Raw genomic sequence first — 25,622 nt, 5'->3', positions numbered from 1 at the left:
ACTACTCTCCACCAAGATCGGAAAAGGGTTTAAGCCCCGTCAATAACCCATACAAACCGTGCAACGGCACGGGCAGCCACGTGGGGCGATTTTCGGCTTCATAGGCCACTTCATAGGCCGCCTTCTCCAGGCCGAACAACGCCAGCGCGGCGTCGGCACCTTCAGGATCTTGCCAGGCATGATCAAGACTAGCTGCCGCGCGGCGATATGCCTGAACAAATGCCTCGCGGGCCTCACGCAGATAGCGCTCGGCGACTAGACGCCGCGCCGTTTCAGACTCGGCGCTGTGGTCAACGTTGTGCACGTTGATGGTCATTGCGGCCGCATAATCGAAGGAGCGCAGCACGCCGCTGACATCCTTGTACGGACTGTGTTTGCCACGACGCTCGCCCAGTGGCCGCGCCGGTTCACCCTCGAAGTCGATCAGGTAGGCATCGCCCTTGATCACCAGCACCTGACCCAAATGCAGATCGCCGTGGACGCGAATGCGCAAACCGCCGACGGCTTTTTTCGCCAGATCCTGCACGTGCGTGAGGATGGTTTTCTTCTCGTCGATCAGGCGTTTGACCAGTTTCTGATCCGCCGCATTGAGTTCGCCCTGATGCTGCTTGAGCAGTTTCAGCGCGTGTTCGACCTGCGCCACAACATCCTTGCCGGTGGCCTGCATGTCCTTGGCCGTCGACACCTGTGGGGCGAAGTCGGCATTGTCGGTGGGCGCGGCGAGCACCTTGTGCATCTCGCCCAGACGCTGACCGAGCATGCCAGCAAAATCCTTCAGCTCACTAAGGGCGTTGTAATGCTGTTCCTGTTCGGACATGGCATCGGCCAGCTCATCGCGCAGCGCCCGTTCAAGGTTGTTCTGCGTCCATTCCCAGGCGTCGCCCTGATTGCTCAGATAGCCTTGGGCGATCATCAGCAGATTGTCTTCGCCCTTGGCATCGCGGCGAATCACCGAGCCGAGCAGCGGAGAGATATTGGCAAATCCAGCCTCGGTCAGGTAAGCGCTCATCTCCAGTTCCGGGTGTACGCCAGAAGCGACTTTGCGTATCAGCTTAAGTACCAGGCTATTGCCGATCACCACCGAACTGTTTGATTGCTCGGCAGACAGATAACGCACTTCCGACTCGGCACTGAGGCCAAGCGTTTCCAGATGCGGCGTCGGTGCAAAGCGGATTTCGCCTTCGCTCGACTCCAGCACGGCGTTGTTCTGCATGCCTTGCAGCACCGCACGAATAAACGTTTCAAGGCTGAACGCGTCAGTAATCAAGCCGACCTGTCGCACTCGGCGTACACGGGACAAGGCCAATTGCTGCGGCAACGCCGGGCCGACCTGATCTTCGGAAATAAAACCGAACGGCAACTGATAACGACTGGTCTGCCCGCCGCTGGTGACTTCAATTTCGCTGAGCAGCACCGGATGCTGCGCATCGCCGAAACGCACGCCGTAGGCCAGATGCACCTTGTCGATGGCCGCGTCCTTGCCGGCGAACCAGCGGCGATTCTGCAGCCAGCTCGGCAGGATGCTTTGCTCCAGCGTCGTGCGCGACGGCGCTTCGAGCAATTCTTCCATGCGTTTTTTCAGCACTAGGGTGGTGAAGTCCGGCAGGCTTTGCGCCGGCTCCACGTGCCAGCTCGGCATCTGATTTTCCGCAGCCAGTGCAAACCAGTAGAAACCGTACGGCGCTAACGTCAGAAGAAAATTCAACTGGCCGATCGGCGGGAAGGCGTTACCGCCGAGCATCTCCACCGGCACCATGCCGACGTAGGCCGACAGGTCCAGCTCCACTGCTTGCGCACTGCGCGAAACGTTGGCCACGCAGAGAATGACTTCGTGTTTGCCATCGGCATCGGTGAATTCACGGGTGTAGGCCAACACGCGACGGTTGTTCGGCGAGAGCATTTTCAACGTGCCACGGCCGAACGCCTTGGACTGTTTGCGCACAGCGAGCAAGCGTCGGGTCCAGTTGAGCAGCGAATGCGGATCGCCGGACTGGGTTTCGACGTTGACCGACAGATAGCCGTATTGCGGGTCCATGATCGGCGGTAGCACCAGGCTGGCCGGATCGGCACGGGAGAAGCCGCCGTTGCGGTCGATCGACCACTGCATCGGCGTACGCACACCATCGCGGTCGCCAAGGTAGATGTTGTCGCCCATGCCGATCTCGTCGCCGTAATACAGGGTCGGCGTGCCCGGCATCGACAGCAGCAGGCTGTTGAGCAATTCGATGCGGCGGCGATCACGCTCCATCAACGGCGCCAGGCGACGGCGAATGCCGAGGTTGATCCGCGCGCGACGGTCAGCAGCGTAGTAATTCCATAGATAGTCACGTTCTTTATCGGTGACCATTTCCAGGGTCAGCTCATCGTGGTTGCGCAGGAAAATCGCCCACTGGCAGTTGGCAGGAATTTCCGGGGTCTGGCGCAGAATATCGGTGATCGGGAAGCGATCCTCCTGAGCCAGCGCCATGTACATGCGCGGCATCAACGGGAAGTGAAACGCCATGTGGCATTCATCACCGTTAAGGCCCGCCGCATCGGTATCACCGAAGTACAGCTGAGTGTCTTCGGGCCATTGGTTGGCCTCGGCGAGTAGCATGCGATCGGGGTAATTGGCGTCGATCTCGGCGCGGATCTGCTTGAGGACGTCGTGGGTTTCCGGCAGGTTTTCGTTATTGGTGCCGTCACGCTCGATCAGGTACGGAATCGCGTCGAGGCGCAGGCCGTCGATGCCCATGTCCAACCAGTAGCGCATCACCGAGAGCACGGCTTTCATCACTTGCGGATTGTCGAAATTCAGATCCGGTTGGTGCGAATAGAAACGGTGCCAGAAGTACTGGCCGGCGACCGGGTCCCAGGTCCAGTTGGATTTTTCCGTATCGAGGAAAATGATCCGCGTGCCGTCGTATTTCTGATCGTCATCCGACCACACGTAAAAGTCCCGCGCCGCCGAGCCGGGCTTGGCCTTGCGCGCACGCTGGAACCACGGGTGCTGGTCGGAGGTGTGGTTGATGACCAGTTCGGTGATCACCCGCAAGCCACGCTTGTGCGCCTCGGCGATAAAGCGCTTGGCGTCGGCCATGGTCCCGTAATCGCTGTGCACGCCACGGTATTCGGCAATGTCATAGCCATCGTCGCGACGTGGCGAGGGATAGAACGGCAACAGCCAGATGGTGTTTACGCCGAGGTCAGCGATGTAATCGAGTTTGGCGATCAGGCCGGGAAAGTCGCCGATCCCGTCATTGTTGGAGTCGAAAAACGATTTGACGTGAACTTGATAGATCACCGCGTCCTTGTACCAGAGCGGGTCTTTGATAAAGGTGGCTGCCTTGGGTTTCTTCGCCATGTGAAACTCCTGCTGAATGCTTTAAAAGCGCCCCACGATGATCGTTCCCCCGCTCCGCGTGGGAATGCCGCCATGGACGCTCTGCGTCAGTTTCTGGGACGCGGAGCGTCCCGGGATGCGTTCCCACGCAGAGCGTGGGAACGATCATTACGTAGCGGTAATTCGCCAGATGCCGAATGGCTGGTACGCCGGGTCGATGCGCATGAACTGATACTTGCCGTGCCAGTCCCAGCGATGCCCGTTCATCAAGTCTTCGCCATGGGTCGTCGCATCGTCGGGCAGGCCCATTTCCCACAGCGGCAGTTCGAAATTCGCCTCCTGCACGTTGTGCGGATCAAGGCTGACCGCGACCAGAATGAAGTTGCTGCCGTCAAAGCTGCGCTTGCCGAAATACAGAATGTTGTCGTTCCAGGCGTTGTAGACCTTCAGACCCAAATGCGTGTGCAGCGCCGGGTTCTGCCGGCGGATGCGGTTTAGCTGGGCGATCTCGGCAATGATGTTGCCCGGCGCGGTGAAGTCGCGGACGCGGATCTCGTACTTCTCCGAGTCGAGGTATTCCTCTTTGCCCGGCACCGGTGCCGACTCGCACAACTCGAACCCCGAATACATGCCCCACAAGCCTGAACCCATGGTCGCCAGCGCCGCACGGATCAGAAAACCCGCGCGCCCGGATTCGTGCAGGAATGCCGGGTTGATGTCCGGCGTGTTAACAAAGAAATTCGGCCGGTAGCATTCGCGCCACGGCGATTCATTCAGCTCAGTGAAATACGTCGCCAGCTCAGCCTTGCTGTTGCGCCAGGTGAAATAGGTGTAGCTCTGCGTGTAACCGACCTTGCCCAGCCGCGCCATCATCGCCGGCGTGGTGAACGCTTCGGCGAGGAAGATCACTTCCGGGTACAACGCGCGAACATCGGCGATCAACCATTGCCAGAACGGCAGTGGTTTGGTGTGCGGATTGTCGACGCGAAAGATCTTCACGCCCTCTTCGACCCAGCCAATAACGATGTCGCGCAACTCGACCCACAGGCTCGGAATGGCGTCCGGCGCATAGAAGTCGACGTTGACGATGTCCTGATATTTCTTCGGCGGATTCTCCGCGTATTTGATCGTGCCGTCCGGGCGCCAGTTGAACCAGCCCGGATGCTGCTTGAGCCACGGGTGATCCTGGGAACACTGAATGGCGAAGTCGAGGGCGATTTCCAGACCGTGATCGGCGGCGGCAGCGACCAGTCGACGGAAGTCCTCGCGAGTGCCGAGTTGCGAGTGAATGGCTTCGTGGCCGCCCTCCTCGCTACCGATGGCATAAGGGCTGCCGGGATCATCGGGGCCGGCGGTCAGGGAATTGTTGCGCCCCTTGCGATGGGCGCGGCCAATCGGGTGGATCGGCGTGAAATAGAGCACGTCGAAGCCCATGTCCTGAATCATTGGCAAACGCGCGTGCACATCGTTAAAAGTGCCATGACGGTGGGGATCGTCGGTGATCGAGCGCGGAAACAGTTCGTACCAACTGGCAAATTCGGCCAGTTCGCGTTCGACGTCTACCGGGAATTCCGGACTGACGCTCAGGTAGGCACGGTGATCGGCCTCAGCCATCAACTGCGCACTGCGCGAGTGCAGGAACAGCGCGACCTGCTCGGTTTCGAGCAGCCCGGACAATTCATGGTGCAACGCGGCGAGCTGTTCGCTGAGCTGACCTTCGCTGCGCTCGGCGGCCTGTTGCACCATGCTCCGGCCTTCCTGCAACTCCAGCGACACCGGTACAGCAGCATTGTGTTTCTTCTCCAGTTCATACTGAAAACTGGCGAATTGGTCGATCCACGCCTCGATGCAATAGAGGAAGCGCCCTTGGTGTTCAGGGCGGAACTGGCCTTGCCAGCCGTTATTGCCCTGATCGGTCATGACCTCGCTTTGCCAGGTGTCTTCGCCTTCCTCGCGCCAGCGGATGCGCACCGCGAGTTTGTCGTGACCGTCGGCAAACACCTTGCTGGTGACCACCACCTCACGGCCGGCAATCGACTTCACGGCGAACTGCCCGCCATCGAGGGTCGGCATGGTGTTTTCGATGGCAATGCGCGGCAGCAGCAACGCCTGCGACAGCGGCATGTGCGGGTTGTAGCTCAGTTCAGAAGGTCTTTCAGCAGTCATTGAGCATCTCTCCTTAACGCCCCAAGGACGCTCTTGTGCCGGATCAGTGTTCACAACGAAGCGCCTGCCCCGAAATGAACTCACTTAGGTTCCGAGCGACCGGCGCCGGGAAAAGTTCAGATGAAATTGCCGTGTCAGAAAAGCGGATCGAATTGCGTGCAGGGTGGTCAATCCACTTAAGCACTTCTCACGCCATGTGCCACACGGAGGTCATCAGATGAATATCCCGATCCCGGCCGAAACGCCCGATCCGAACATCGACAAACCCACGCTGCCCGAGACCGAGCCGCAGCCAATTCCCGAGCAGGAACCACCCGGCACCACGCCACCGCCGAAAGAAGAACCACCAACGACGATGCCACCAGTCATCGTCTAACTGATCATTCCCACGCTCCGCGTGGGAATGCAGCCCCGGACGCTCCGCGTCCCAAAGCGGACGCGGAGCGTCCATTGAGGCATTCCCACGCAGAGCGTGGGAACGATCAACGTGGCAACGATCAGTCAGTGATCATCAGTCTTCTCCTCTTCTTTTTCGAAGAGTTTTACGATGCGCGGCATCACGCTGAAAATCCCCAGCGCCAAAAAGGTACTGAGCAGCGCCGTCGCTTCCCGGCCCAACCCGGTCGCCACACCAATGGCCGCCGTCATCCACAGCCCGGCAGCGGTGGTCAGGCCTTTGACATGGCCTTCATCGCCTTCCTTGTTTTTCAGAATAGTCCCGGCACCGAGAAAGCCGATCCCGGCAATCACCCCTTGCACCACGCGACTCATCGCATCCGATTCCGCCCCCGACGTCTGCGGCACCAGCACAAACAGCGCGGCCCCGAGCGCCACCAACATATGCGTGCGCACCCCGGCAGCCTTGCCCTTGTGCTCGCGTTCAAAACCGAGAATGCCGCCCAGAATGGCGGCCATCAGCAGGCGCACGGTGATGCGCGTCAATTGCGACGCATCCGCGACGTCGGCGAATTCCGCCTGCAGGGTTTGCCACACTTCATGCCACCACGCGTTCATCGTGCAGTCCTTGTTATTGGGTCTATAGAGGATGGACAGCGACGACCATTAATCAGTTGCGCAGAACGATCAGCGCAGCGTGCGCCCTAACATTTCAGACACCCCTGAAAAAAGGACTGCCCTCATGCCCGTTCGAATCGATCAATCCAACCCCGAACAGAAAGTGTGTTTTTTCACCGTTGAACATGGCGAGGAAATTCGCATTTGCGACACCCTGGAAGTCATGACGGATAGCGAAAAATCCATGTCATTCGTGGAAATAGAAGGCCGGCGCGTTTACATCAGCGAAAAAGAAGCCGATGCCTTGACCGTTGCCGGTGCCAAGGACGGTCGCAAACACCTGAAAGCCGACGACAGTGATTCGGTGATTTGACTGACCCTGATCAACACCCCGCGCAAACGTCTGCGATAGGCGTTTGCGCCTTTGTCTGCGGGCTGCTTCAAGTTGTCGCAGGCGTTGCGCAGAATCGCATCTGATCCGCTTTTTATTGAAATAGCTGAGTCTGTTATGCAAACAGATCGACGCTCATAGTGCTCTGGCCTGATGGAGGCTGATGAGCGAATAACCATGAGCGAACAAATCCCCGTCCGAACCGTAGAAGCATCTCCAACTATCAAAAGTGTGCCCGCACGCCCAATGAAGGCGACGGCCAAGTCCAGCGACAACCAGATCCACACCCGCAGCTTCACCGGCCTGTTCCGCACCTTGCGCATGAGCGGCGCGGGATTTCTGTTCGTGCTGTTTTTCGGCACCGTGTGGCTGAACTGGGGCGGACGTCAGGCGGTGCTCTGGGATCTTTCCGAAAGCAAATTCCACATCTTTGGCGCGACGTTCTGGCCGCAGGATTTCATCCTGCTTTCCGCGCTGTTGATCATTGCCGCGTTCGGCCTGTTCGCCATCACCGTGTTCGCCGGCCGGGTCTGGTGCGGTTACACCTGCCCGCAAAGTTCGTGGACGTGGATTTTCATGTGGTGCGAGAAGATCACCGAAGGCGAACGCAACCAGCGCATCAAACTGCAAGCCGCGCCGTGGAGCCTGAACAAATTGGCCCGACGCGCGGCCAAGCACACCCTGTGGCTGGCGATCAGCGTGCTGACCGGCCTGACCTTCGTCGGTTACTTCACGCCGATCCGGCCACTGGCCGAAGAACTGCTGACCCTGCAAATTGGCGGCGTCAGTCTGTTCTGGGTGCTGTTTTTCACCGCCGCCACCTACATCAACGCCGGTTGGCTGCGTGAAGCGGTGTGCATGCACATGTGCCCGTATGCGCGGTTCCAGAGCGTGATGTTCGACAAGGACACCCTGGCGATTTCCTACGACGTGGCCCGTGGCGAAAACCGTGGCCCGCGCAAACGCGACGTGAAACCGCTCGAGGCCGGCCTGGGTGATTGCATCGACTGCCAGTTGTGCGTACAGGTCTGCCCGACCGGCATCGACATCCGCGATGGCCTGCAGATGGAATGTATCGGCTGCGCGGCGTGCATCGACGCCTGCGATTCGATCATGGACAAAATGAACTACCCGCGCGGTTTGATCCGCTACAGTTCCGAGCGCGAATTGCAGGGTGGCAAGACTCACCTGCTGCGTCCGCGTTTGATCGGTTACACCGTGGTGCTGGTGGCGATGATCGGCGCATTGGCATTGGCGCTGGTCGAGCGGCCGATGGTCTCGCTGGACGTGACCAAGGATCGCGGGTTGTTCCGCGAGAATGGTCAGGGCCAGATCGAAAACATCTACACCCTCAAAGTCATCAACAAGACCCAGCAGCGCCAGGACTACAACCTGAGCCTGGTGGATGGCGACGGCTTCCAGTTGCAGGGCAAGACTGAACTGAGCCTGGCCCCGGGGGAAATTGTCGATGTGCCGGTGTCGGTGGCGATGACCACGGAACGCCCGGCCAGCAGCTCGCAGACCTTGAGTTTCAAGATTGTCGACAGCGATGAGCCTGAGGTTTACAGCGTGGCGAAGAGCAGGTTTGTTGCGCCGATGAATCGCTGAGCCGTTAGAATCCGCTCCCTCACCCCAGCCCTCTCCCGGAGGGAGAGGGAGCCGACCGAGGTGTCTGTCGCTATACATCGACCTGACAGACCGAGTCGATTATGGATTCAGCAAAGCACTTTCAGGCCGAGTCGATTACGGACTTAGCAAAGCACATCAAGCCGAGTCGATTACGGATTTAGCAAAGCACTTTTCAGGCTGAGTCGATTACGGACTTAGCAAAGCACATCAAGCCGAGTCGATTACGGATTTAGCAAAGCACTTTTCAGGCTGAGTCGATTATGGATTCAGCAAAGCACTTTTCAGGCTGAGTCGATTGTGGATTTAGCAAAGCACTTTTCAGGCTGAGTCGATTGTGGATTCAGCAAAGCACTTTCAGGTCGGTGTAGTTCGCAAGCATCCCCCAATCAGTCCCCTCTCCCTCTGGGAGAGGGCTAGGGTGAGGGGCAGTTCCCCTGACACACCTCATCATCAACCAGCACCAAGGCTCCTCGATGAAACGCTACGAAAAATTCGCCGACGACATCGCTGAACTGATCCGCTCCGGCGTCCTTGGCCCCGGCCAGCGCGTGCCCTCGGTGCGTTACGCCAGCCAGACCTACGGGGTCAGCCCGTCCACGGTGTTCCAGGCCTATTACCTGCTCGAACGCCGTGGCCTGATCCGCGCCCGGCCGCGCTCCGGCTATTTCGTCAACACCCATGCACCGAGCCCGTTCTCGGAGCCGGTGATCAGCAGCCACGTCAACGATTCCACCGAAGTCGACGTCAGCGAACTGGTGTTCTCGGTCCTCGATTCGATCAAGGACCCGAGTACCGTGCCGTTCGGTTCGGCGTTCCCCAGCCCGACCCTGTTCCCGTTGCAGCGCCTGTCGCGTTCGCTGGCCAGCGCGGCCCGCGAGATGGACCCGCGCATGGTCGTCACCGACATGTCGCCGGGCAATCCGCAACTGCGCCGGCAGATAGCCCTGCGCTACATGGTCGGCGGCCTGATGCTGCCGATGGAAGAGCTGCTGATCACCAACGGCGCCCTTGAAGCGTTGAACCTGTGCCTGCAAGCCGTCACCGAACCGGGCGATCTGGTGGCCATCGAAGCCCCGGCGTTCTACGCCAGCCTGCAAGTGCTCGAACGGCTGAAACTCAAAGCCGTGGAAATTCCCGTGCACCCGCGCGATGGCATTGACCTCGGCGTACTTGCGCAAACCCTCGAACGCCATCCGATCAAGGCCTGCTGGTGCATGACCAGTTTCCAGAACCCGATGGGCGCAACCATGCCCGAGGCGAAGAAACAGGAACTGGTCGAACTGCTGCGCCGCCATCAGGTGCCGCTGATCGAAGACGACGTGTACGCCGAACTCTATTACGGCCAACAAGCACCGAAACCGGCCAAGGCGTTCGACACGGAAGGTCTGGTGATGCACTGCGGTTCATTCGCCAAAAGCCTCGCCCCCGGCTACCGCATCGGCTGGGTCGCTGCCGGGCGCTACGCGCAGAAGATCGAACGACTGAAACTGATGACCTCACTGTGTGCGTCGATGCCAGCGCAAGCGGCGATTGCCGACTACCTGCAACACGGCGGTTATGACCGGCACCTGCGCAAACTGCGTTACGCACTGGAAGAACAGCAGAGCGCGATGCTCGCGGCGATTGCCCGCTACTTCCCGGCGCAGACGCGGGTCAGCCAACCGGCGGGCGGCTATTTTCTGTGGCTGGAACTGCCACCGCAAATGGATTCGCTGAAGTTGTTTCAGATGGCACTGGCGCAGGGGATCAGCATTGCGCCGGGGCCGATCTTTTCGCCGACGCAGCGCTTCAGGAATTGTATTCGGTTGAACTATGGCAGCCCTTGGACCGAGGATTCGGAAAAGGCCATGGAGACATTGGGGCGGATTGTGCGGTCGTTCTGAAAGATTGTTGCTGACTGCACTGGCCCCATCGCTGGCAAGCCAGCTCCCACAGTGTTCTATGTCACCGCGTATGTTGTGTACGACACAGAAACCTGTGGGAGCTGGCTTGCCAGCGATGGGGCCGGATCAGGCAACACAAATCCCAACGATCAGCGCCCGCCACCCAAATCAACAAATGTCCCGGTCGCATAAGAAGCCTTATCCGACAACAACCAGACAATCGCCTCCGCCACTTCATCCGGGCGCCCGCCACGGGCCATCGGAATCGCCGACTCGAGCTTGCTGACCCGATCCGGATCGCCGCTCAAGGCGTGGAAATCGGTATAGATGTAACCCGGGCGCACCGCGTTGACGCGAATCCCCTCGCCCGCCACTTCTTTGGACAAGCCAATGGTGAAGGTGTCGAGCGCACCTTTGGAGGCCGCGTAATCGACGTATTCGTTTGGCGAACCGAGACGCGCGGCCACCGACGACACGTTGACGATGCTGCCACCCTGCCCGCCGTGCTTGGGCGACATGCGCAGGATCGCGTGTTTGGCGCAGAGAATCGGCGCCAGGACATTGGTTTTCATGATTTTGAGGATGCGGAATTCGGACATTTCGTCGACCCGCGATTTGTGTCCGACAGTGCCGGCGTTGTTCACCAGCGCGGTGACCCGGCCCAACTCGGTGTCGACCCGATGGAACAATGCGATCACTTCGTCTTCGATGCTGACGTCGGCACGCACGGCGATGGCCTGGGCGCCCAATGCGCGAACTTGCTCGAGCACGCTTTGCGCAGCTTGCTCATCCGACTGATAGTTGATGCATATCCGATAACCTTGCTCGGCAGCCAACAGCGCCGTAGCGGCGCCAATCCCGCGCCCGCCACCGGTGATCACAATGACTTTATCCATGCTGGCCTTTCCCCCAAATGCACACGTAACAGTCGGGGGGAAGAATAACCGCCATTGGCGGGTTTTGCATGAGGTCTGTTGTGTCGGGCCGGACGCCTTCGCGAGCAGGCTCGCCCACAGGGGTGTGCATTCCAAATGTGGGAGTGAGCTTGCTCGCGAAGAACGACAACGCGGTCGATCAGACCGCCGCTGACTGCTCACTGCGCGCAATATCCTGCATGAATTTTTCCGCCGGCATCGGATGCCCGAGCAGATAACCCTGCAACGAATCACAGCCCAGTTCAGTCAGAAACGCCTGCTGCACACCGGTCTCGACACCTTCAGCGACAATGCGCAAACCCAGTGCCTGCCCCAACGCGACAATCGCCGAGACAATCGCCGCATCATCGCTGTCATGCTCCAGATCGCGCACAAAACCGCGATCAATCTTCAGCTCATTGGCCGGCAACCGCTTGAGGTACATCAGGCTGGAATAACCGGTGCCGAAGTCATCGATCGACAGGTCGACGCCCATGTCCGACAGTTCCTGCAACACCATCATGCTCGCATCGGCATCGCTCATCGCTGTGGTTTCGGTGATTTCCAGGGTCAGGCTGTTGGCCGGCAAGTGGTGAGTAGCCAACGCCTTGGCCACGCTGCGCACCAGTCCCGTGTGGCAGAACTGCAACGCCGACAGATTCACCGCGATACGCCAATCGGTGTAACCGAGCACGTACCATTCGCGCATCTGGCGGCAGGCTTCGTTGAGCACCCAGTCGCCGATCGGGATGATCAGCCCGGATTTTTCGGCCAGGTCAATGAACTTGTCCGGCATCAGCATGCCGTGAATCGGGTGTTGCCAGCGCAACAGCGCTTCAGCCCCGACCGGGCGGCCGTTGGCGGCGTCGAACTTGGGTTGGTAATGCAAGCTGAACTGGCTGTGTTCCAGCGCCGCGCGCAGGTCCTGCAACAACTGCAACTGCTTGCGCGCGTTGTTGTTCATCGACGCATCGAAAAAGCTGTAACCGTTTTTGCCGCCGCCCTTGGCGTGGTACATCGCCGCGTCGGCGTTCATTAGCAATTCCTGCGCGGTCTGGCCATTGCCCGGGTACAGGGCGATGCCGACGCTAGCGGAGATCTGCAAGTCATGCTCGGCAACGCGGAATGATTGTGCGATCAGACCGACCTGACGCGCCGCCAGTCCCAGCGCATCATTGGGTTCGCTGAGGCGCACCAGTAACACGAATTCATCGCCACCGATCCGCGCCAGCGTGTCGAGGCTGCGCAAGTCTTCACGCAGACGCACGCCGACTTCGCGCAACAACTGATCACCCATGTGATGACCGAACGCATCATTAACCGGTTTGAAGCCGTCCAGATCGATGAACATCAAGGCAAAGCAGCCGCCCTGCTCGTTGACCTTTTTCATCGCCTGATTGATCCGGTCGTCGAGCAACATGCGATTCGGCAGGCCGGTCAGGGTGTCGTGCAAGGCCAACTGCGTGAGTTCACGGTTGGCGACGGTCAACGAATGCGCCAGATCGGCAGTGCGCGCTTCAAGCCGTGCGTCGAGGATCGAGGTGAGCAAGGCAATCGACAGCACCGCCAGCGTGGTGATCAGCACCAGGCTGTCGAGGCCGTTGCCCTTCAAACCGCTGACGGTGGCACCGCAGAAACTGCCGTCTGGAAATTGCGCGGCGGCCATGCCGGTGTAGTGCATACCGACAATGGCGATACCCATGATGACCGCTGCGCCGCCGCGAATCAGGCGCACATACGGCGAGTGCTTACGCAGGCGAAAGGCAATCCACAGCGCCGCTGCCGACGCGCCGACCGCAATCAGCAACGAAGCGCCGAACAGCGTCGGGTCGTAGTCGATCCCCGGCGTCATGCGCATCGCCGCCATGCCGGTGTAATGCATGGCACTGATCCCGGCGCCCATGATCAGCGCACCGAAGGCCAGTTGCAGAACCGGCAGTTTCGGCTGGCTGACCAGCCACAAGGCGAACCCGCAGGACAACACGGCAATCAACAGTGAGAGCGCGGTCAGGGTGATGTCGTAGCCAAGGTCGATCGGCAGTTTAAAGGCAAGCATGCCAATGAAATGCATCGACCAGACGCCGATGCCCATGGCAAACGCACCGCCGGCAGTCCAGAAATGCACCGCGCGGCCCTTGGCCGTGGCAATGCGACCGGTGAGGTCGAGCGCAGTGTAGGAAGCAAGAATCGCCACGCACAACGAAATAAAAACCAGGGTGGAGGAATAACTACCGATGAGCATGGGATTTCTCGTGGCCACCCAACGCGGACTGCGTCCATTCTCGGTCGGGCAAATGCGGCGATTGTACTGATTGCACAGAAGAACGCACTGACAAAGTGAGCAATTGGCCATCAAGCCGATGAAACGCTTGCTTGATTGTTCGGTAAGGCTCTGGAGTGGGCCTTTCTGCAGCTTGCGCAACTCACTGTGGGAGCGAGCCTGCTCGCGAATAGGCGCGTTGATCGTTCCCACGCTCCGCGTGGGAATGCAGCCCGGGACGCTCCGCGTCCCTTCAAAGCCAAACGCGGAGCGTCCGTTGAGGCATTCCCACGCAGAGCGTGGGAACGATCAGTGAAGCCAGCCTTCAGCGGGTGTTATCACTTACATCCAGTTGCCCATCCCAACCGCCGCCCAGCGCTGCGATGAGTTGCACGCTGGCAATCAAGCGGCTTTGCAGAATGTTCAGCACATTGCGCTCATTGCTCAACGCTGTCGCTTGCACCACCACCACATCGATATAGGCAATCAACCCGGCCTTATACTGGTTTTCCGTCAGGCGCAGGGAGTCGCGGGCCGCATCGAGGGCTTCCTGGCGCACCGCCGCTTCGTCTTCGTACACCTTGAGTTGCACCAGGTAGTTTTCCACCTCGCGGAAACCGTCGAGCACAGTCTGGCGGTACTTGGCCACGGTCTGGTCGTACACCGCTTCGGTGCGGTCGACTTCTGCCGAACGAATGCCACCGTCAAACAGCGGCAGCGCCAGTTTTGGCCCCACCGACCAGAAGCGGTTCGGCAGGCTGACCAGGTTCTGCGAGGTACTGCTGCTGTAACCGCCGCTCAGACTCAGGCTCAGGTCCGGGTAATACGCCGCTTTGGCCACGCCGATATTGGCGTTGGCGGCAATCACCGAACGCTCTGCCGAAGCGATGTCCGGACGCCGCTCAAGCAACTGCGAGGGCAGGCTCAACGGCACCTGCGGCAGCTTTGGAATGGTCTGTACTTCGGCAATGTTGAAGTCCGCCGGCGCCTGCCCGGTCAGCACGGCAATGGCGTTTTCGAACTGCGCGCGCTGCCAGATCAGGTCGACCAGATCAGCCTGGGTGCTTTTCAGTTGCGTCTGCGCCTGCGCCACTGCATCACGCCCGGAAACCCCGGCGCGGTACTGATTCTGGGTCATTTTCAGCGAACGTTCGTAAGCGGCAACCGTGGCTTCGAGCAGGCGTTTTTGCTGATCGATCACGCGCAGTTGCAGGTAGTTCTGCACCAACTCCGACTGCTGGCTCAGGCGCATGGCGGCCAGATCGGCAAAACTGGCCTGAGCACTGGCCTCATCGGCTTCCAGACCACGGCGCAATTTGCCCCAGACATCGGCTTCCCAACTGACGCCAAGTTCGGCGTTATAGGTGTCGCGGATGCCACTGGAGGAACTGCTCAGGCTCGAACTGCTGCTGCCGGTGCCCTGACTGGAGCGGGTCTTGCCCAGGCTCAAGTCTACTTTGGGATAAAACGCGCCACGGGCACTGCGCACCAAGGCCTGAGCCTGGCGGTACTGGGCTTCCGACTGCGCGACGGTCTGGTTGGAATTGTTGAGTTTTTCGATCAGCCCGTTTAGCTGCTGATCGCCATACAACTCCCACCACGCACCACGGGCCAGCGAGTCGCTCGGGTTGGCCTGGGTCCAGCCCGCGGCTTCCTTATACTGGGAGATTTCGGCCGTCTGCGGGCGTTGATAGTCCGGGCCGACGGCGCAGGCACTGAGCATCGCCACGCACAGTGACAGGCTCAGCAAGCGCGAGCCCCGAACAGTGGCCAGATTGATAAGCGAACGGTCAGTCATAGCGGAGTTTCCAGAGCGGCGTCAGTACGCACGCCACGCCATTTGTTGAAACGGTGGCGCAGCTTGTCGAGATAGAGGTAAACCACAGGCGTGGTGTAAAGCGTCAGCACCTGACTGAAGATCAGCCCGCCGATGATGGTGAGGCCCAGCGGCTGGCGCATTTCCGCGCCCTCGGCCCGGCCGAGCAGCAATGGCAAGGCACCGAGAATCGCCGCCAGCGTAGTCATCAGGATCGGTCGTAGCCGTTGCAGACAGGCGCTGCGGATCGATTCCAGCGGGGTAAGGCCCTGATGCCGTTCCAGTTGCAGCGCAAGGTCGATCATCAGAATGGCGTTTTTCTTCACCACGCCAATCAGCAGGAACAGCCCGAGCAGCGAGATCAGGCTGAACTCGCCGCCCAGCGCATAGATCGACAGCAACGCACCGACACCGGCCGACGGCAGGGTCGACAGAATCGTCAGCGGATGGATGTAGCTTTCATACAGCACGCCCAGCACCAGATACACCGCCAGCAACGCGCCGAGAATCATGAACGGCTGGCTCTTCTGCGTCGCGGCGAAGGCGTCGGCAGTGCCGGCCATTTTCGCGATGACATCTTCCGGCAGGCCGAGCTTGGCAATCGCCCGCTCGATCGCGGCACTGCCCTGCTCCACCGTCACGCCTTCGGCCATGTCGAAGGAAATGTCTTCGGAGGCGAACTGGCCTTCGTGGCTGACGCGGTCGTCTTCCAGGCTGTTTTCGTAATGAGCGAACGTCGACAGCGGCACCCGCGCACCGTCAGCGGTGATCACCTGCACTTGCTTGAGCGTCACCGGATCCTGGGCGTATTTCGGATTGACCTCCATCACCACCTGATACTGGTTGAGGCTGTCGTAGATCGTCGAGATCTGCCGCTGGCTGTAGGCGTTGTTCAGCACCGCCGTGACCATGTTCATGTCGACACCGAGGCGTTTGGCCTGGTCGCGGTCAACAATCAGCGTCACTTGTTGCGCCCCGGCGCCTTCTCGGGCATCAATGGCGGTCAGTTCGGGCAGGGCTCGCAATGCCGCGACCACTTTCGGGAACCATTTACGCAACTCGCCGAGGTCGGCGCTTTGCAGGATGTAGCTGTATTGCGAACTGGTCTGCTCGCGACCGCCGCCAAATTGCAGATCCTGGTCGGCCATCAGCATCAACTGCGCACCGGGCACTTTGGGCATTTCCTTACGCAGACGCTCGATGACTTTCTGTGCCGACAGTTGCCGCTCCTTGATCGGTTTTAGACGCACAATCATGAACGCGTTGTTGGTGCCGTTGCTGCCGCCAATGAACCCGGCGACGCTTTCCACTGCTTCGTCCTTGAGCACCGCGCGGCGGAAGATTTCCATTTTCGGCTGCATCACGCTGAACGACAGGCCGTCGTCGCCGCGCACAAAACCGATCAACTGGCCGGTGTCCTGCTGCGGCATGAATGTTTTCGGCACCACTACGTACAGCGCGACGTTGACGCCGACGGTGATCAGCAGGCTGAGCAACGTCAAGCGGCGGTGACGCAACACCCAATCGAGGCTGGTGGCGTACTTGCCGACCATCCAGTCGTTGGTGCGGCGGCTCCAGCGTTGCAGGCGATTTTCCTGCCCCGGCGTGTGCGGCTTGAGCCAACGGGCGCAAAGCATCGGCGTCAACGTCAGCGAAACCACCAGCGATACGACGATGGCCGCCGCCAGGGTGATGGAAAATTCGCGAAACAGACTCTCGACAATCCCGCCCATAAACAGGATCGAGAGGAACACTGCGACCAGCGAAACGTTCATCGACAGCAAGGTAAAACCGACTTCCTTGGCCCCGAGGTACGCGGCCTGCATCGGTTTGACGCCTTCGTCGATGTGCCGCGAGATGTTCTCCAGCACCACGATGGCGTCGTCCACCACCAATCCTGTAGCGAGGATCAGCGCCATGAGCGAGAGGTTGTTCAGCGAGAAACCGTAGAGGTACATCACCGCAAAGGTGCCAACCAGCGACACCGGCACGGCCAGTGTCGGAATCAGCGAGGCGCGGAAGTTACCGAGGAACAGGAATACCACCAGAATCACCAGCGCCACGGCAATCAGCAAGGTCATCTCGGCTTCATGCAGCGTCGCCTTGATCACCGGCGAGCGGTCCATGGCAAGATTCAGCTTTACGCTGGCCGGCAACACCGCTTGCAAAGCCGGCAGTTGCGCCTTGATCTCGTTGACCGTCTCGATGATGTTGGCGCCAGCCTGGCGGTTGATCACCAGCAGCACCGCCGCGTCATCGTTGAAGAAGCCGCTGTTGTAGCGGTCTTCAACGCCGTCGCTGACCTTGGCCACGTCCTTGAGGCGCAGCGCGGCGCCGTCGGCGTAGTGGATGATCAGTGACTCGTAATCCTTGGCTTTCTCCAACTGGTCATTGGCCTGGATCTGCCACAGGCGTTGACCGTCCTCGACCGAACCCTTCGGCCGGCGTACGTTGGCATCGGCGATGGTCTTGCGCACATCGTCGAGCGCTACACCGTACTGGTTCAGCGCCTGCGGTTCGAGCTCGATGCGCACCGCCGGCAGCGAACTGCCGCCGATCTGCACTTCACCGACGCCCTGCACTTGCGACAGGCTCTGGGACAGAATGGTCGAGGCCAGATCGTAGAGCTGGCCTTTTTCCAGCACATCGGAAGTCAGCGACAGCACCATGATCGGTGCCTGCGATGGGTTGACCTTCTTGTAGGTCGGCATACTGCGCATGCCGCTTGGCAACAGATTGCGCGAAGCGTTGATCGCCGCCTGCACTTCCCGCGCGGCACCGTTGATGTCGCGGTCGAGATCAAATTGCAGAATGACCCGGGTCGAACCCTGACTGGAGCGGCTGCTCATGGTGTTGACGCCGGCGATTGCGCCGAAGGAACGCTCCAGCGGTGTGGCCACGGTGGACGCCATGACCTCCGGGCTCGCGCCGGGAAGGCTCGCCTGCACGACGATCACCGGGAAATCCATTTGCGGCAGTGGCGAAACCGGCAGCAGGCCGAAGCTGACACCGCCGAGCAGCATGATCGCCAGGCTCAGCAGCATCGTCGCGACCGGGCGCTTGATGAAAGGACCGGAGAGGTTCATTGACCGCGATCCCCAACGTCACACCAATCCCCTGTAGGAGTGAGCCTGCTTGCGATAGCGGTGTGTCTGTTTACATTGATGTTGCAGGTGCCGGCCTCATCGCGAGCAGGCTCACTCCTACAGGGGTTATGTGTTCGGACAGTCATACCGACACCTCTTCGGCATCCGCATTAGTCTTGCCAAAGCGCCGGCCGAGGCGGTCGAAATACAGGTAGATCACTGGCGTGGTGAACAGCGTCAGCACCTGGCTGACCAGCAAACCGCCGACCATCACCAGACCCAGCGGCTGACGCAATTCAGCACCTGAGCCCGTGGCGAGCATCAACGGCACCGCACCAAACAGCGCCGCCAGCGTGGTCATCAGAATCGGCCGGAAGCGCAACAGCGCCGCCTGATAGATCGCCTGTTCCGGCGCCATGCCTTGCGTGCGCTCAGCATCGAGGGCGAAGTCGATCATCATGATCGCGTTTTTCTTGACGATACCGATCAGCAAGATGATGCCGATGATCGCGATCATGCCCAGATCATTGCCGCTGAGCAGCAACGCCAGCAAAGCACCGACGGCCGCCGACGGCAAGGTCGAGAGAATGGTGATCGGGTGAATGTAGCTCTCGTACAGCACGCCCAGCACGATGTACATGGTCACCACCGCCGCCAGAATCAGCAGCAAGGTGCTCGACAGCGAAGCCTGGAACGCTTCGGCCGCGCCCTGGAACTGGGTCTGCACGCCGACCGGCATGCCGATGTCCTTCTGCACCTGTTCAATGATGTCGACCGCATGCCCCAGCGCCACACCGGGCGCGAGGTTGAACGACATCATTACCGCCGGGAACTGGCCAATATGGGTGATCGCCAGTTGCGCCTGACGCTCCTCGATATGAGCCAGACTCGACAGGCGTACCTGCGCGTCATCGGTGGTCTTGACGTGAATCTGGTCCAGCGCCTGCGGGCCGATCTTCTCTCCGGCCTGGGCTTGCAGCACCACGCGGTACTGGCTCGCCTGGGTGTAAATGGTCGAGATCTGCCGCTGGCCAAAAGCGTCATAGAGCGCATCGGTGATGTTCGCCACCGAAACACCAAGGCGTGAGGCGGCATCGCGATCGATCACCAGATAAACCTGCAGGCCCTTGTCCTGCAAATCACTGGCAACGTCAGTCAGTTCCGGCCGCTGGGCTAGCGCTTCGACCAGTCGCCCGCTCCACTGGCTGAGCAGTTCGGAATCCGGCGAGGACATGCTGAACTGATACTGGGTCCGGCTGACACGGTCTTCGATGGTCAGGTCCTGCACCGGCTGCATGAACAGGCGGATGCCGACCAGTTTGTCCAATTGCGGTTGCAGGCGCGCAATCACTTCAGTGGCGCTTAGATCGCGATCGCCATGGGGCTTGAGGTTGATCAGCAAGCGGCCGCTGTTGAGCGTGGCGTTATCGCCGTCGACACCGATGTAGGACGACAGGCTCTGCACCGCCGGATCTTCAAGAATGATTTTCGCCAGTTGCTGCTGACGCTCGCCCATCGCCGCGAAGGAAATCGATTGCGGCGCTTCGGAGATGCCCTGAATCACCCCGGTGTCCTGCACCGGGAAGAAGCCCTTCGGCACCACCATGTAAAGAAACACGGTCAACGCCAGTGTGCCGATAGCCACCAGCAAGGTCAGCGGCTGGTGCTTGAGCACCCAGCGCAGCATCCGACCGTACTCGGCGATCATCCAGTCGATGACAGCGCCGCTGGCACGGTAGAAACGGCCTTGCTCGTGTTCTTCAGGTTCACGCTTGAGCAGACGCGCGCACATCATCGGCGTCAGGGTCAGCGAGACCACCAGCGAAATCAGGATCGCCACGGCCAGGGTGATGGCGAACTCGCGGAACAGCCGCCCGACCACGTCGGCCATGAACAACAGCGGAATCAATACTGCGATCAGCGATAGGGTCAGGGAAATCAGGGTGAAACCAATTTGCTTGGCACCTTTGAGCGCGGCCTGCATCGGGCTGTCGCCCTCTTCGATGAAACGCGCAATGTTCTCGAGCATGACGATGGCGTCGTCGACCACAAAACCGGTGGCAATGGTCAGCGCCATCAAGGTCAGGTTGTTGACCGAGAAGCCGGCCAGATACATCACGCCGAAAGTGCCGATCAGCGACAGAGGCACGGCCACCGACGGAATGATCGTGGCACTGGCGCGCCGCAGGAACAGAAACGTCACCATCACCACCAGGGCGATGGCGATCAGCAATTCGTGTTGCACGTCAGTGACCGAGGCGCGGATGGTCTGCGTGCGGTCGGTCAGCACCGTCACTTCGAGGCCGGCCGGCAGGTTGTCGGTGATGCTCGGCAGCAGCGCCTTGATGCGGTCGACCACTTCAATGACGTTGGCACCCGGCTGACGCTGGATGTTCAGCAATACCGCCTGATTCTGGTTGGCCCACGCAGCGAGACGTTCGTTCTCGGCGCCATCGACAATTTCCGCCACGTCCTTGAGCCGCAACGGCGCGCCGTTCTTGTAGGCGAGGATCAGGTTGGCGTAATCCTTGGGCGAGGTCAGTTGGTCGTTGGCGTCGAGCATCGACACCCGCGTCGGGCCGTCAAAGTTGCCCTTCGGCTGGTTGACGTTGGAAGCACTGATCAAGGTGCGCACGTCCGCCAGGTTCAAGCTGTTGGCCGCCAACGCTTCCGGGTTGACCTTGATGCGCACGGCCTGACGCTGGCCGCCGGCAATGCTGACCATGCCGACGCCGCTGATCTGGGCGATTTTCTGCGCCATGCGCGTATCGACCAGGTCATTGAGCTTGGGCAGCAGCATGGTTTTCGAGGTAATCGCCAGGGTCAGGACCGGGGTGTCCGCCGGGTTGACCTTGTTGTACACCGGCGGTGCCGGCAAATCGGTGGGCAGCAGATTTGTCGCGGCGTTGATCGCGGCTTGCACCTGCTGTTCGGCGACGTCCATGTTGATGTCGAGGCTGAAACGCAGGGTCAGCACCGACGCACCGCCGGAACTGGTCGAGGCCATTTGCGTCAAGCCCGGCATCTGCCCGAACTGCCGCTCGAGCGGTGCAGTCACGGCACTGGTCATCACGTCCGGGCTGGCGCCGGGATACAAGGTCATGACACGGATGGTCGGGTAATCAACCTGTGGCAGCGCCGACACCGGCAGCAGGCGGTAAGCGATCAGGCCGGCCAGAACAATGGCCAGCATGCTCAGGGTGGTGGCTACCGGTCGGAGGATGAACAGCCGCGAAATGTTCATGCGCCCTTCTTGGCCTTGTCGGTGACAGCAGCGTCAGTCGGGGTGGCGGCAGATTTGCCTTGCAGGTGTTCGGTCGGGGTGGTCGGCACTTGATTGCTGTCGTTGACCACTTCCACTTCACTGCCCTCCTTCAGACGGTCAGTACCTTCCAGCACCACGCGGTCGCCGGCAGCCAGGCCTTCGGTGACCACGGTGTTTTCGCCATCACTGGCGCCGATCTTCAATTGGCGAATGGTGACTTTCTTGTCGCCATCCAGTGCATAGACGAAGGTGCCGTTGGTGCCGAACTGGATGGCCGCCGACGGTGCCAGCACCACGCCTTTCAGCGTGTCAGCGAGCAAGTGAACGTTGACGAACTGGTTGGGGAACAGCGCCTGATCACGGTTATCGTAGCGGGCCTTGAACTTCAAGGTGCCGGTGGCAACGTCGATCTGGTTGTCGAGGCTTTGCAGAACGCCGGTGGCTTGCAGTTTGCTGTCGCCGCGGTCCCACGCCTCCGCCGGCAGCTTGGCGCCGCTGCGATAGCGGGCGAGCACGGTTTCCAGGCTGTTTTCCGGCAAGGTGAAAGCCACACTGATCGGTTGCGTCTGGGTGATCACCGCGAGGGACGTGGTGTCGTTGGCGGTCACCAGGTTGCCGACGTCGACCTGGCGCAGGCCGACACGACCGGCAATCGGCGCGCGGATCTTGGTGAATTCGAGATTGAGCTTGGCGTCGTTGACTGCGGCCTGGTTGGTCTTGACCGTGCCCAGATACTGACCGACCAGCGCTTCGGCGGTGTCCAGCGTCTGTTTGGCGATGCTGTCCTCTTTGTACAAACCGCGATAACGCTCGACGTCGACCTGAGCGTTTTTCAGTTGTGCCTGATTCTGCAGCAGAGTGCCTTCGGCTTGCAGCAAGGCGTTCTGGTACGGGCGTGGGTCGATCTCGGCCAACAGGTCACCGGCCTTGACCATCTGCCCTTCTTCGAAATTGATCTTGACCAGCTCGCCGCCCACCCGGCTGCGCACATTGATGGTGTTGAGCGCGGTCACCGTGCCCAGCGCCTTGTAGTACAGCGGGAAGTCGCCAGTAACCGCCGGCGCCACGCGCACCGGAATCGGCCCGGTGCCGCCTCCGAAGCCCGGCCGCATCATCCCCGAACGCCCGGTGTGCCCGGCCGCCTTGTCAGCGCCCTCTTTGTGGGCTGAACCGGCGGGCCAGAATTTCCAGCACAGGACGGCGATCACCAACAAGACCAGCAGGCTGATCAGCCAGCGACGGGAGTTACGAGGGGACGATTGCATGGAGTCATTAACCATTGGGCGCGTGGGCTTCTTTTACGGGAGGCTGAACGATAAGCACTGGTGGGGAATTAGCAAAGCAGCTTTACCGGCAATTTACTTACACCTTACGTTTCAAGGTGTGAGGCAAAACACTGATACACAAATGAAAACGGCCTGGACAGGGCCAGGCCGTTAACAATTGTAAAAGCGCTTACTTGAGAACGGACAGTGCCGCTTCGTAGTTAGGCTCTTCAGCGATTTCCTTGACCAGTTCGCTGTGCAGGACGTTGTCGTTTTCGTCCAGCACCACAACGGCGCGAGCGGTCAGGCCTTTCAGCGGGCCGTCGGCGATGGCTACGCCGTAGTTCTCGATGAACTCGGCACCGCGCAGGGTCGACAGGTTTTGGACGTTTTCCAGACCTTCGGCGCCGCAGAAACGCGCTTGGGCGAACGGCAGGTCAGCCGAGATGCACAGCACCACGGTGTTGGCGATGTCGTTGGCCTGAGCGTTGAACTTGCGCACGGAAGTGGCGCAGGTCGGGGTGTCGACGCTTGGGAAGATGTTCAGCACTTTGCGCTTGCCGGCGAAGTCTTTCAGGGTGACGTCGGACAGATTGCCGGCAACCAGAGAAAAGGCTGGCGCCTTGGAACCGGCTTGTGGCAACTGGCCGTTGACTTGAACCGGATTGCCTTTAAGGGTGACTTGAGCCATGACTTGAGTCCTTCTGATGTTTTGATTGGAAAGCATGCAAGAGGCCGAAGTTAACCACGAAATGGTCCGACGACCTATGCCCTGTTTGGAAATTGTTGGGTGCCTGCGCGAAAAATTGTATACAAAACCACAACCATCCCCCTGTAGGAGTGAGCCTGCTCGCGATAGCGGTGTGTCATATACGCAAATGTTGAATGACACATCGCTATCGCGAGCAGGCTCACTCCTACAATTAGATCTGCGGTGTGAAAAATTCTCCGCACTTTTACCAGAGACCCTGTCGATTCAAGTGTGGCCCGTTCGACTAAGCAATGAATCCCACCAAACTCACGGAGTAACCGCCATGCGCTTCATGATCCTTGTAAAAGCCAGCGTCGACTCGGAAGCCGGCATCATGCCCAGCGAAGAGCTGATCACCGCGATGGGCAACTTCAACGAAGAACTGGTCAAGGCCGGCATCCTGATCGATTGCGATGGCCTGCACCCGAGTAGCAAAGGTGCTCGCGTGCATTTCTCCGGTGACAAACGCACGGTCATCGACGGGCCGTTCATCGAAACCAAAGAACTGGTGGCCGGCTACTGGATCTGGGAAGTGAAATCAAAAGAAGAAGCCATCGAATGGGTCAAGCGCTGCCCCAACCCAATGTCAGGCGATTCTGATATTGAAATCCGCCAGATATTTTCTGCAGAAGACTTCGGCGCTGAGTTCACTCCTGAAGCGCGGGAACAGGAAGAGCGTGTCCGCGAACAGGCCAAGAAAAACAGCTAAACCGGATATCACATGTCGGAGCTGCCGAAGGCTGCGATCTTTTGATCTCAAAAAGCAAAGTCAAAAGATCACAGCCTCATTTCATTCGACAGCTACAGAATCGATCACTCGGGCATAGAGCGGATCTTGATCGTTCCCACGCTCTGCGTGGGAATGCCTCAAGGGACGCTCTGCGTTCCAGCTTGCGAATTTGACGCAGAGCGTCAAGGGCTGCATTCCTTTGCTGCGCGTGGGAACGATCATTCAAGAGCGATCAGTTCTTGAGTTCGACGTGATCCAAGGCTTGATTCACAGCAAGTTCCCCCAGCATGACAACCTGTGCGATCCCCAATGCAGTCTTGCGCTGCGAGGTTTCCAGCGAGGCGGCGAAATTCATCAGCATTTCGCTGGCCGAGCCGAGGGTTTCGCTGGCGTTGGCGAGCAGGGATTCAGTGTTGTACCTGGGATTGGCGAGGTACATGGGTTCCGGCTCGTTGGCGCTGGACATGATATGGGCGCTGGGGTTGAGGTAGAAATCGAGCGCGCGGTCGGCGGCTTCGTGAAGTTTTTTACTGTCGACTGAGGCGTAGGGGGATGTGGTGTCGGCGTCTGATTCTGGGGGGTTGGGTGTTGGCTTTTTCATGGTGTTTTCTCTATCCGAACGGTGGAGCTGGTCCATTCGGCTTCCGGTCGAATGGGTGGCAGCTGTACGCAGGCTGGAAACCCGGGGGACAGAGAAACCCGGACGACCCGAAGGTCCCCCACGCACAGCCGCCATAACTAAGTACGCACCAAAAAAGGTGCGCAAGCATACGTCATGAACGGTGCTGTTGCGTTCAGTTTTCCCCCGGGGTTTCCAGTCCCGGTCGCTGATTTGGCAGCGACGAACACAGGCTAGAGACCCGACGTCCGACGGACAACCTGAAAACCTTGTGGGAACGTTCCCCAAATTCCAAACAACGCTTAAACATCCCGAATTGAAATACGCATATGTAGGAGCAGCCGAAGGCTCAAGCCGCGATCGGACGAACCTTTGATTTTGCATTTAAAAAACACGATCAAAAGATCGCAACCTCGTGTCACTCGCCAGCTCCTGTCGCCAGTGCGCCGTCCGCTTGCAGGGTCAGTTGGCGGGTGATGCCCGGCAACGGCGGCAACCCGTACTGCCGCTG

16 protein-coding genes are annotated in these 25,622 nt (G+C 59.8%); 5 read left to right on the top strand and 11 right to left on the bottom strand.

Going from position 1 to position 25,622, the window contains the following annotated elements; translation table 11 throughout:
* Position 1: 1 nt before the first annotated feature.
* A complete protein-coding gene (treS, locus tag CKW26_RS26305) occupies positions 2-3,343 on the bottom strand; it encodes a maltose alpha-D-glucosyltransferase (RefSeq protein WP_095050724.1) in 3,342 nt (1,113 codons plus the stop codon).
* Between the two features lie 147 nt (positions 3,344-3,490).
* Positions 3,491-5,488 carry an alpha-1,4-glucan--maltose-1-phosphate maltosyltransferase gene (locus CKW26_RS26300; RefSeq protein WP_095050723.1) on the bottom strand — a complete coding sequence of 666 codons (1,998 nt, stop codon included), beginning with the start codon at positions 5,486-5,488 and terminating at the stop codon, positions 3,491-3,493.
* 217 nt (positions 5,489-5,705) lie between these two features.
* Between CKW26_RS26300 and CKW26_RS30115 the strand changes: the two genes are divergently transcribed.
* Positions 5,706-5,864, top strand: a complete 159-nt coding sequence (locus CKW26_RS30115; protein ID WP_003224520.1) for a hypothetical protein — start codon at positions 5,706-5,708, stop codon at positions 5,862-5,864.
* A gap of 125 nt (positions 5,865-5,989) precedes the next feature.
* Here the strand turns inward: CKW26_RS30115 and CKW26_RS26295 are convergent, their stop codons facing one another.
* Positions 5,990-6,502 carry an MgtC/SapB family protein gene (locus tag CKW26_RS26295; protein WP_095050722.1) on the bottom strand — a complete coding sequence of 171 codons (513 nt, stop codon included), beginning with the start codon at positions 6,500-6,502 and terminating at the stop codon, positions 5,990-5,992.
* Positions 6,503-6,626: 124 nt separating this feature from the next.
* Between CKW26_RS26295 and CKW26_RS26290 the strand changes: the two genes are divergently transcribed.
* The 3 genes from CKW26_RS26290 to mapR all read left to right on the top strand — a co-directional run bounded on the left by CKW26_RS26290 (position 6,627) and on the right by mapR (position 10,405).
* On the top strand, positions 6,627-6,875 hold the full coding sequence (locus CKW26_RS26290; protein WP_095050721.1) for a DUF3203 family protein: 249 nt from the start codon (positions 6,627-6,629) through the stop codon (positions 6,873-6,875).
* Positions 6,876-7,070: 195 nt separating this feature from the next.
* Complete coding sequence (gene ccoG, locus CKW26_RS26285; protein ID WP_095050720.1) at positions 7,071-8,501, top strand: cytochrome c oxidase accessory protein CcoG; 1,431 nt, start codon at positions 7,071-7,073, stop codon at positions 8,499-8,501.
* 494 nt (positions 8,502-8,995) lie between these two features.
* Positions 8,996-10,405, top strand: coding sequence for a GntR family transcriptional regulator MpaR (gene mapR / locus CKW26_RS26280; protein ID WP_007919188.1), 1,410 nt, complete (start codon positions 8,996-8,998; stop codon positions 10,403-10,405).
* A 149-nt stretch (positions 10,406-10,554) separates the two neighbouring features.
* On the opposite strand, the gene CKW26_RS26275 is transcribed toward mapR, so the two are convergent.
* The 7 genes from CKW26_RS26275 to tpx form a co-directional block, all read right to left on the bottom strand.
* Positions 10,555-11,301, bottom strand: coding sequence for an SDR family oxidoreductase (locus CKW26_RS26275; RefSeq protein ID WP_064587387.1), 747 nt, complete (start codon positions 11,299-11,301; stop codon positions 10,555-10,557).
* Between the two features lie 178 nt (positions 11,302-11,479).
* A complete protein-coding gene (locus tag CKW26_RS26270) occupies positions 11,480-13,561 on the bottom strand; it encodes a bifunctional diguanylate cyclase/phosphodiesterase (protein WP_095050719.1) in 2,082 nt (693 codons plus the stop codon).
* A 343-nt stretch (positions 13,562-13,904) separates the two neighbouring features.
* Positions 13,905-15,377 (bottom strand): efflux transporter outer membrane subunit, encoded by a 1,473-nt coding sequence (locus CKW26_RS26265; protein WP_095050718.1) that lies wholly within the window; start codon positions 15,375-15,377, stop codon positions 13,905-13,907.
* The gene (locus tag CKW26_RS26260; protein ID WP_095050717.1) at positions 15,374-18,481 is read right to left on the bottom strand and encodes an efflux RND transporter permease subunit; all 3,108 of its coding nucleotides are present in this window, start codon (positions 18,479-18,481) and stop codon (positions 15,374-15,376) included. The genes CKW26_RS26265 and CKW26_RS26260 overlap by 4 nt, the downstream gene beginning before the upstream one ends.
* A gap of 142 nt (positions 18,482-18,623) precedes the next feature.
* Positions 18,624-21,725: an MdtB/MuxB family multidrug efflux RND transporter permease subunit gene (locus CKW26_RS26255; RefSeq protein ID WP_095050716.1), complete on the bottom strand. Its 3,102-nt coding sequence runs from the start codon at positions 21,723-21,725 to the stop codon at positions 18,624-18,626.
* Positions 21,722-23,026, bottom strand: coding sequence for an MdtA/MuxA family multidrug efflux RND transporter periplasmic adaptor subunit (locus tag CKW26_RS26250; protein WP_095050715.1), 1,305 nt, complete (start codon positions 23,024-23,026; stop codon positions 21,722-21,724). Before CKW26_RS26250 ends, CKW26_RS26255 begins: the two co-directional genes overlap by 4 nt.
* A 175-nt stretch (positions 23,027-23,201) precedes the next feature.
* Positions 23,202-23,702 carry a thiol peroxidase gene (gene tpx / locus CKW26_RS26245; RefSeq protein WP_007914372.1) on the bottom strand — a complete coding sequence of 167 codons (501 nt, stop codon included), beginning with the start codon at positions 23,700-23,702 and terminating at the stop codon, positions 23,202-23,204.
* Between the two features lie 343 nt (positions 23,703-24,045).
* On the opposite strand from tpx, the gene CKW26_RS26240 reads away from it, so the two are divergent.
* Positions 24,046-24,471, top strand: a complete 426-nt coding sequence (locus tag CKW26_RS26240; RefSeq protein ID WP_095050714.1) for a YciI family protein — start codon at positions 24,046-24,048, stop codon at positions 24,469-24,471.
* A 253-nt stretch (positions 24,472-24,724) separates the two neighbouring features.
* Here the strand turns inward: CKW26_RS26240 and CKW26_RS26235 are convergent, their stop codons facing one another.
* Positions 24,725-25,093, bottom strand: a complete 369-nt coding sequence (locus tag CKW26_RS26235) for a DUF6124 family protein (protein ID WP_095050713.1) — start codon at positions 25,091-25,093, stop codon at positions 24,725-24,727.
* Positions 25,094-25,622 lie beyond the last annotated feature (529 nt).

The sequence above is a fragment of the Pseudomonas sp. Irchel s3h9 genome, assembly GCF_900187475.1.
GTDB classification, from domain to species: Bacteria; Pseudomonadota; Gammaproteobacteria; order Pseudomonadales; family Pseudomonadaceae; genus Aquipseudomonas; species Aquipseudomonas neuropathica.
The sequence above is the reverse complement of the archived record's forward strand: the minus strand, read 5'-3'. Positions and strand labels throughout refer to the sequence as shown.

Bases quoted from the DNA above. Each gene is read 5' to 3' on its own strand.
- treS (WP_095050724.1), bottom strand. From the start codon at position 3,343: ATGGCGAAGAAACCCAAGGCAGCCACCTTTATCAAAGACCCGCTCTGG.
- CKW26_RS26300 (WP_095050723.1), bottom strand. From the start codon at position 5,488: ATGACTGCTGAAAGACCTTCTGAACTGAGCTACAACCCGCACATGCCG.
- CKW26_RS30115 (WP_003224520.1), top strand. From the start codon at position 5,706: ATGAATATCCCGATCCCGGCCGAAACGCCCGATCCGAACATCGACAAA.
- CKW26_RS26295 (WP_095050722.1), bottom strand. From the start codon at position 6,502: ATGAACGCGTGGTGGCATGAAGTGTGGCAAACCCTGCAGGCGGAATTC.
- CKW26_RS26290 (WP_095050721.1), top strand. From the start codon at position 6,627: ATGCCCGTTCGAATCGATCAATCCAACCCCGAACAGAAAGTGTGTTTT.
- ccoG (WP_095050720.1), top strand. From the start codon at position 7,071: ATGAGCGAACAAATCCCCGTCCGAACCGTAGAAGCATCTCCAACTATC.
- mapR (WP_007919188.1), top strand. From the start codon at position 8,996: ATGAAACGCTACGAAAAATTCGCCGACGACATCGCTGAACTGATCCGC.
- CKW26_RS26275 (WP_064587387.1), bottom strand. From the start codon at position 11,301: ATGGATAAAGTCATTGTGATCACCGGTGGCGGGCGCGGGATTGGCGCC.
- CKW26_RS26270 (WP_095050719.1), bottom strand. From the start codon at position 13,561: ATGCTCATCGGTAGTTATTCCTCCACCCTGGTTTTTATTTCGTTGTGC.
- CKW26_RS26265 (WP_095050718.1), bottom strand. From the start codon at position 15,377: ATGACTGACCGTTCGCTTATCAATCTGGCCACTGTTCGGGGCTCGCGC.
- CKW26_RS26260 (WP_095050717.1), bottom strand. From the start codon at position 18,481: ATGAACCTCTCCGGTCCTTTCATCAAGCGCCCGGTCGCGACGATGCTG.
- CKW26_RS26255 (WP_095050716.1), bottom strand. From the start codon at position 21,725: ATGAACATTTCGCGGCTGTTCATCCTCCGACCGGTAGCCACCACCCTG.
- CKW26_RS26250 (WP_095050715.1), bottom strand. From the start codon at position 23,026: ATGGTTAATGACTCCATGCAATCGTCCCCTCGTAACTCCCGTCGCTGG.
- tpx (WP_007914372.1), bottom strand. From the start codon at position 23,702: ATGGCTCAAGTCACCCTTAAAGGCAATCCGGTTCAAGTCAACGGCCAG.
- CKW26_RS26240 (WP_095050714.1), top strand. From the start codon at position 24,046: ATGCGCTTCATGATCCTTGTAAAAGCCAGCGTCGACTCGGAAGCCGGC.
- CKW26_RS26235 (WP_095050713.1), bottom strand. From the start codon at position 25,093: ATGAAAAAGCCAACACCCAACCCCCCAGAATCAGACGCCGACACCACA.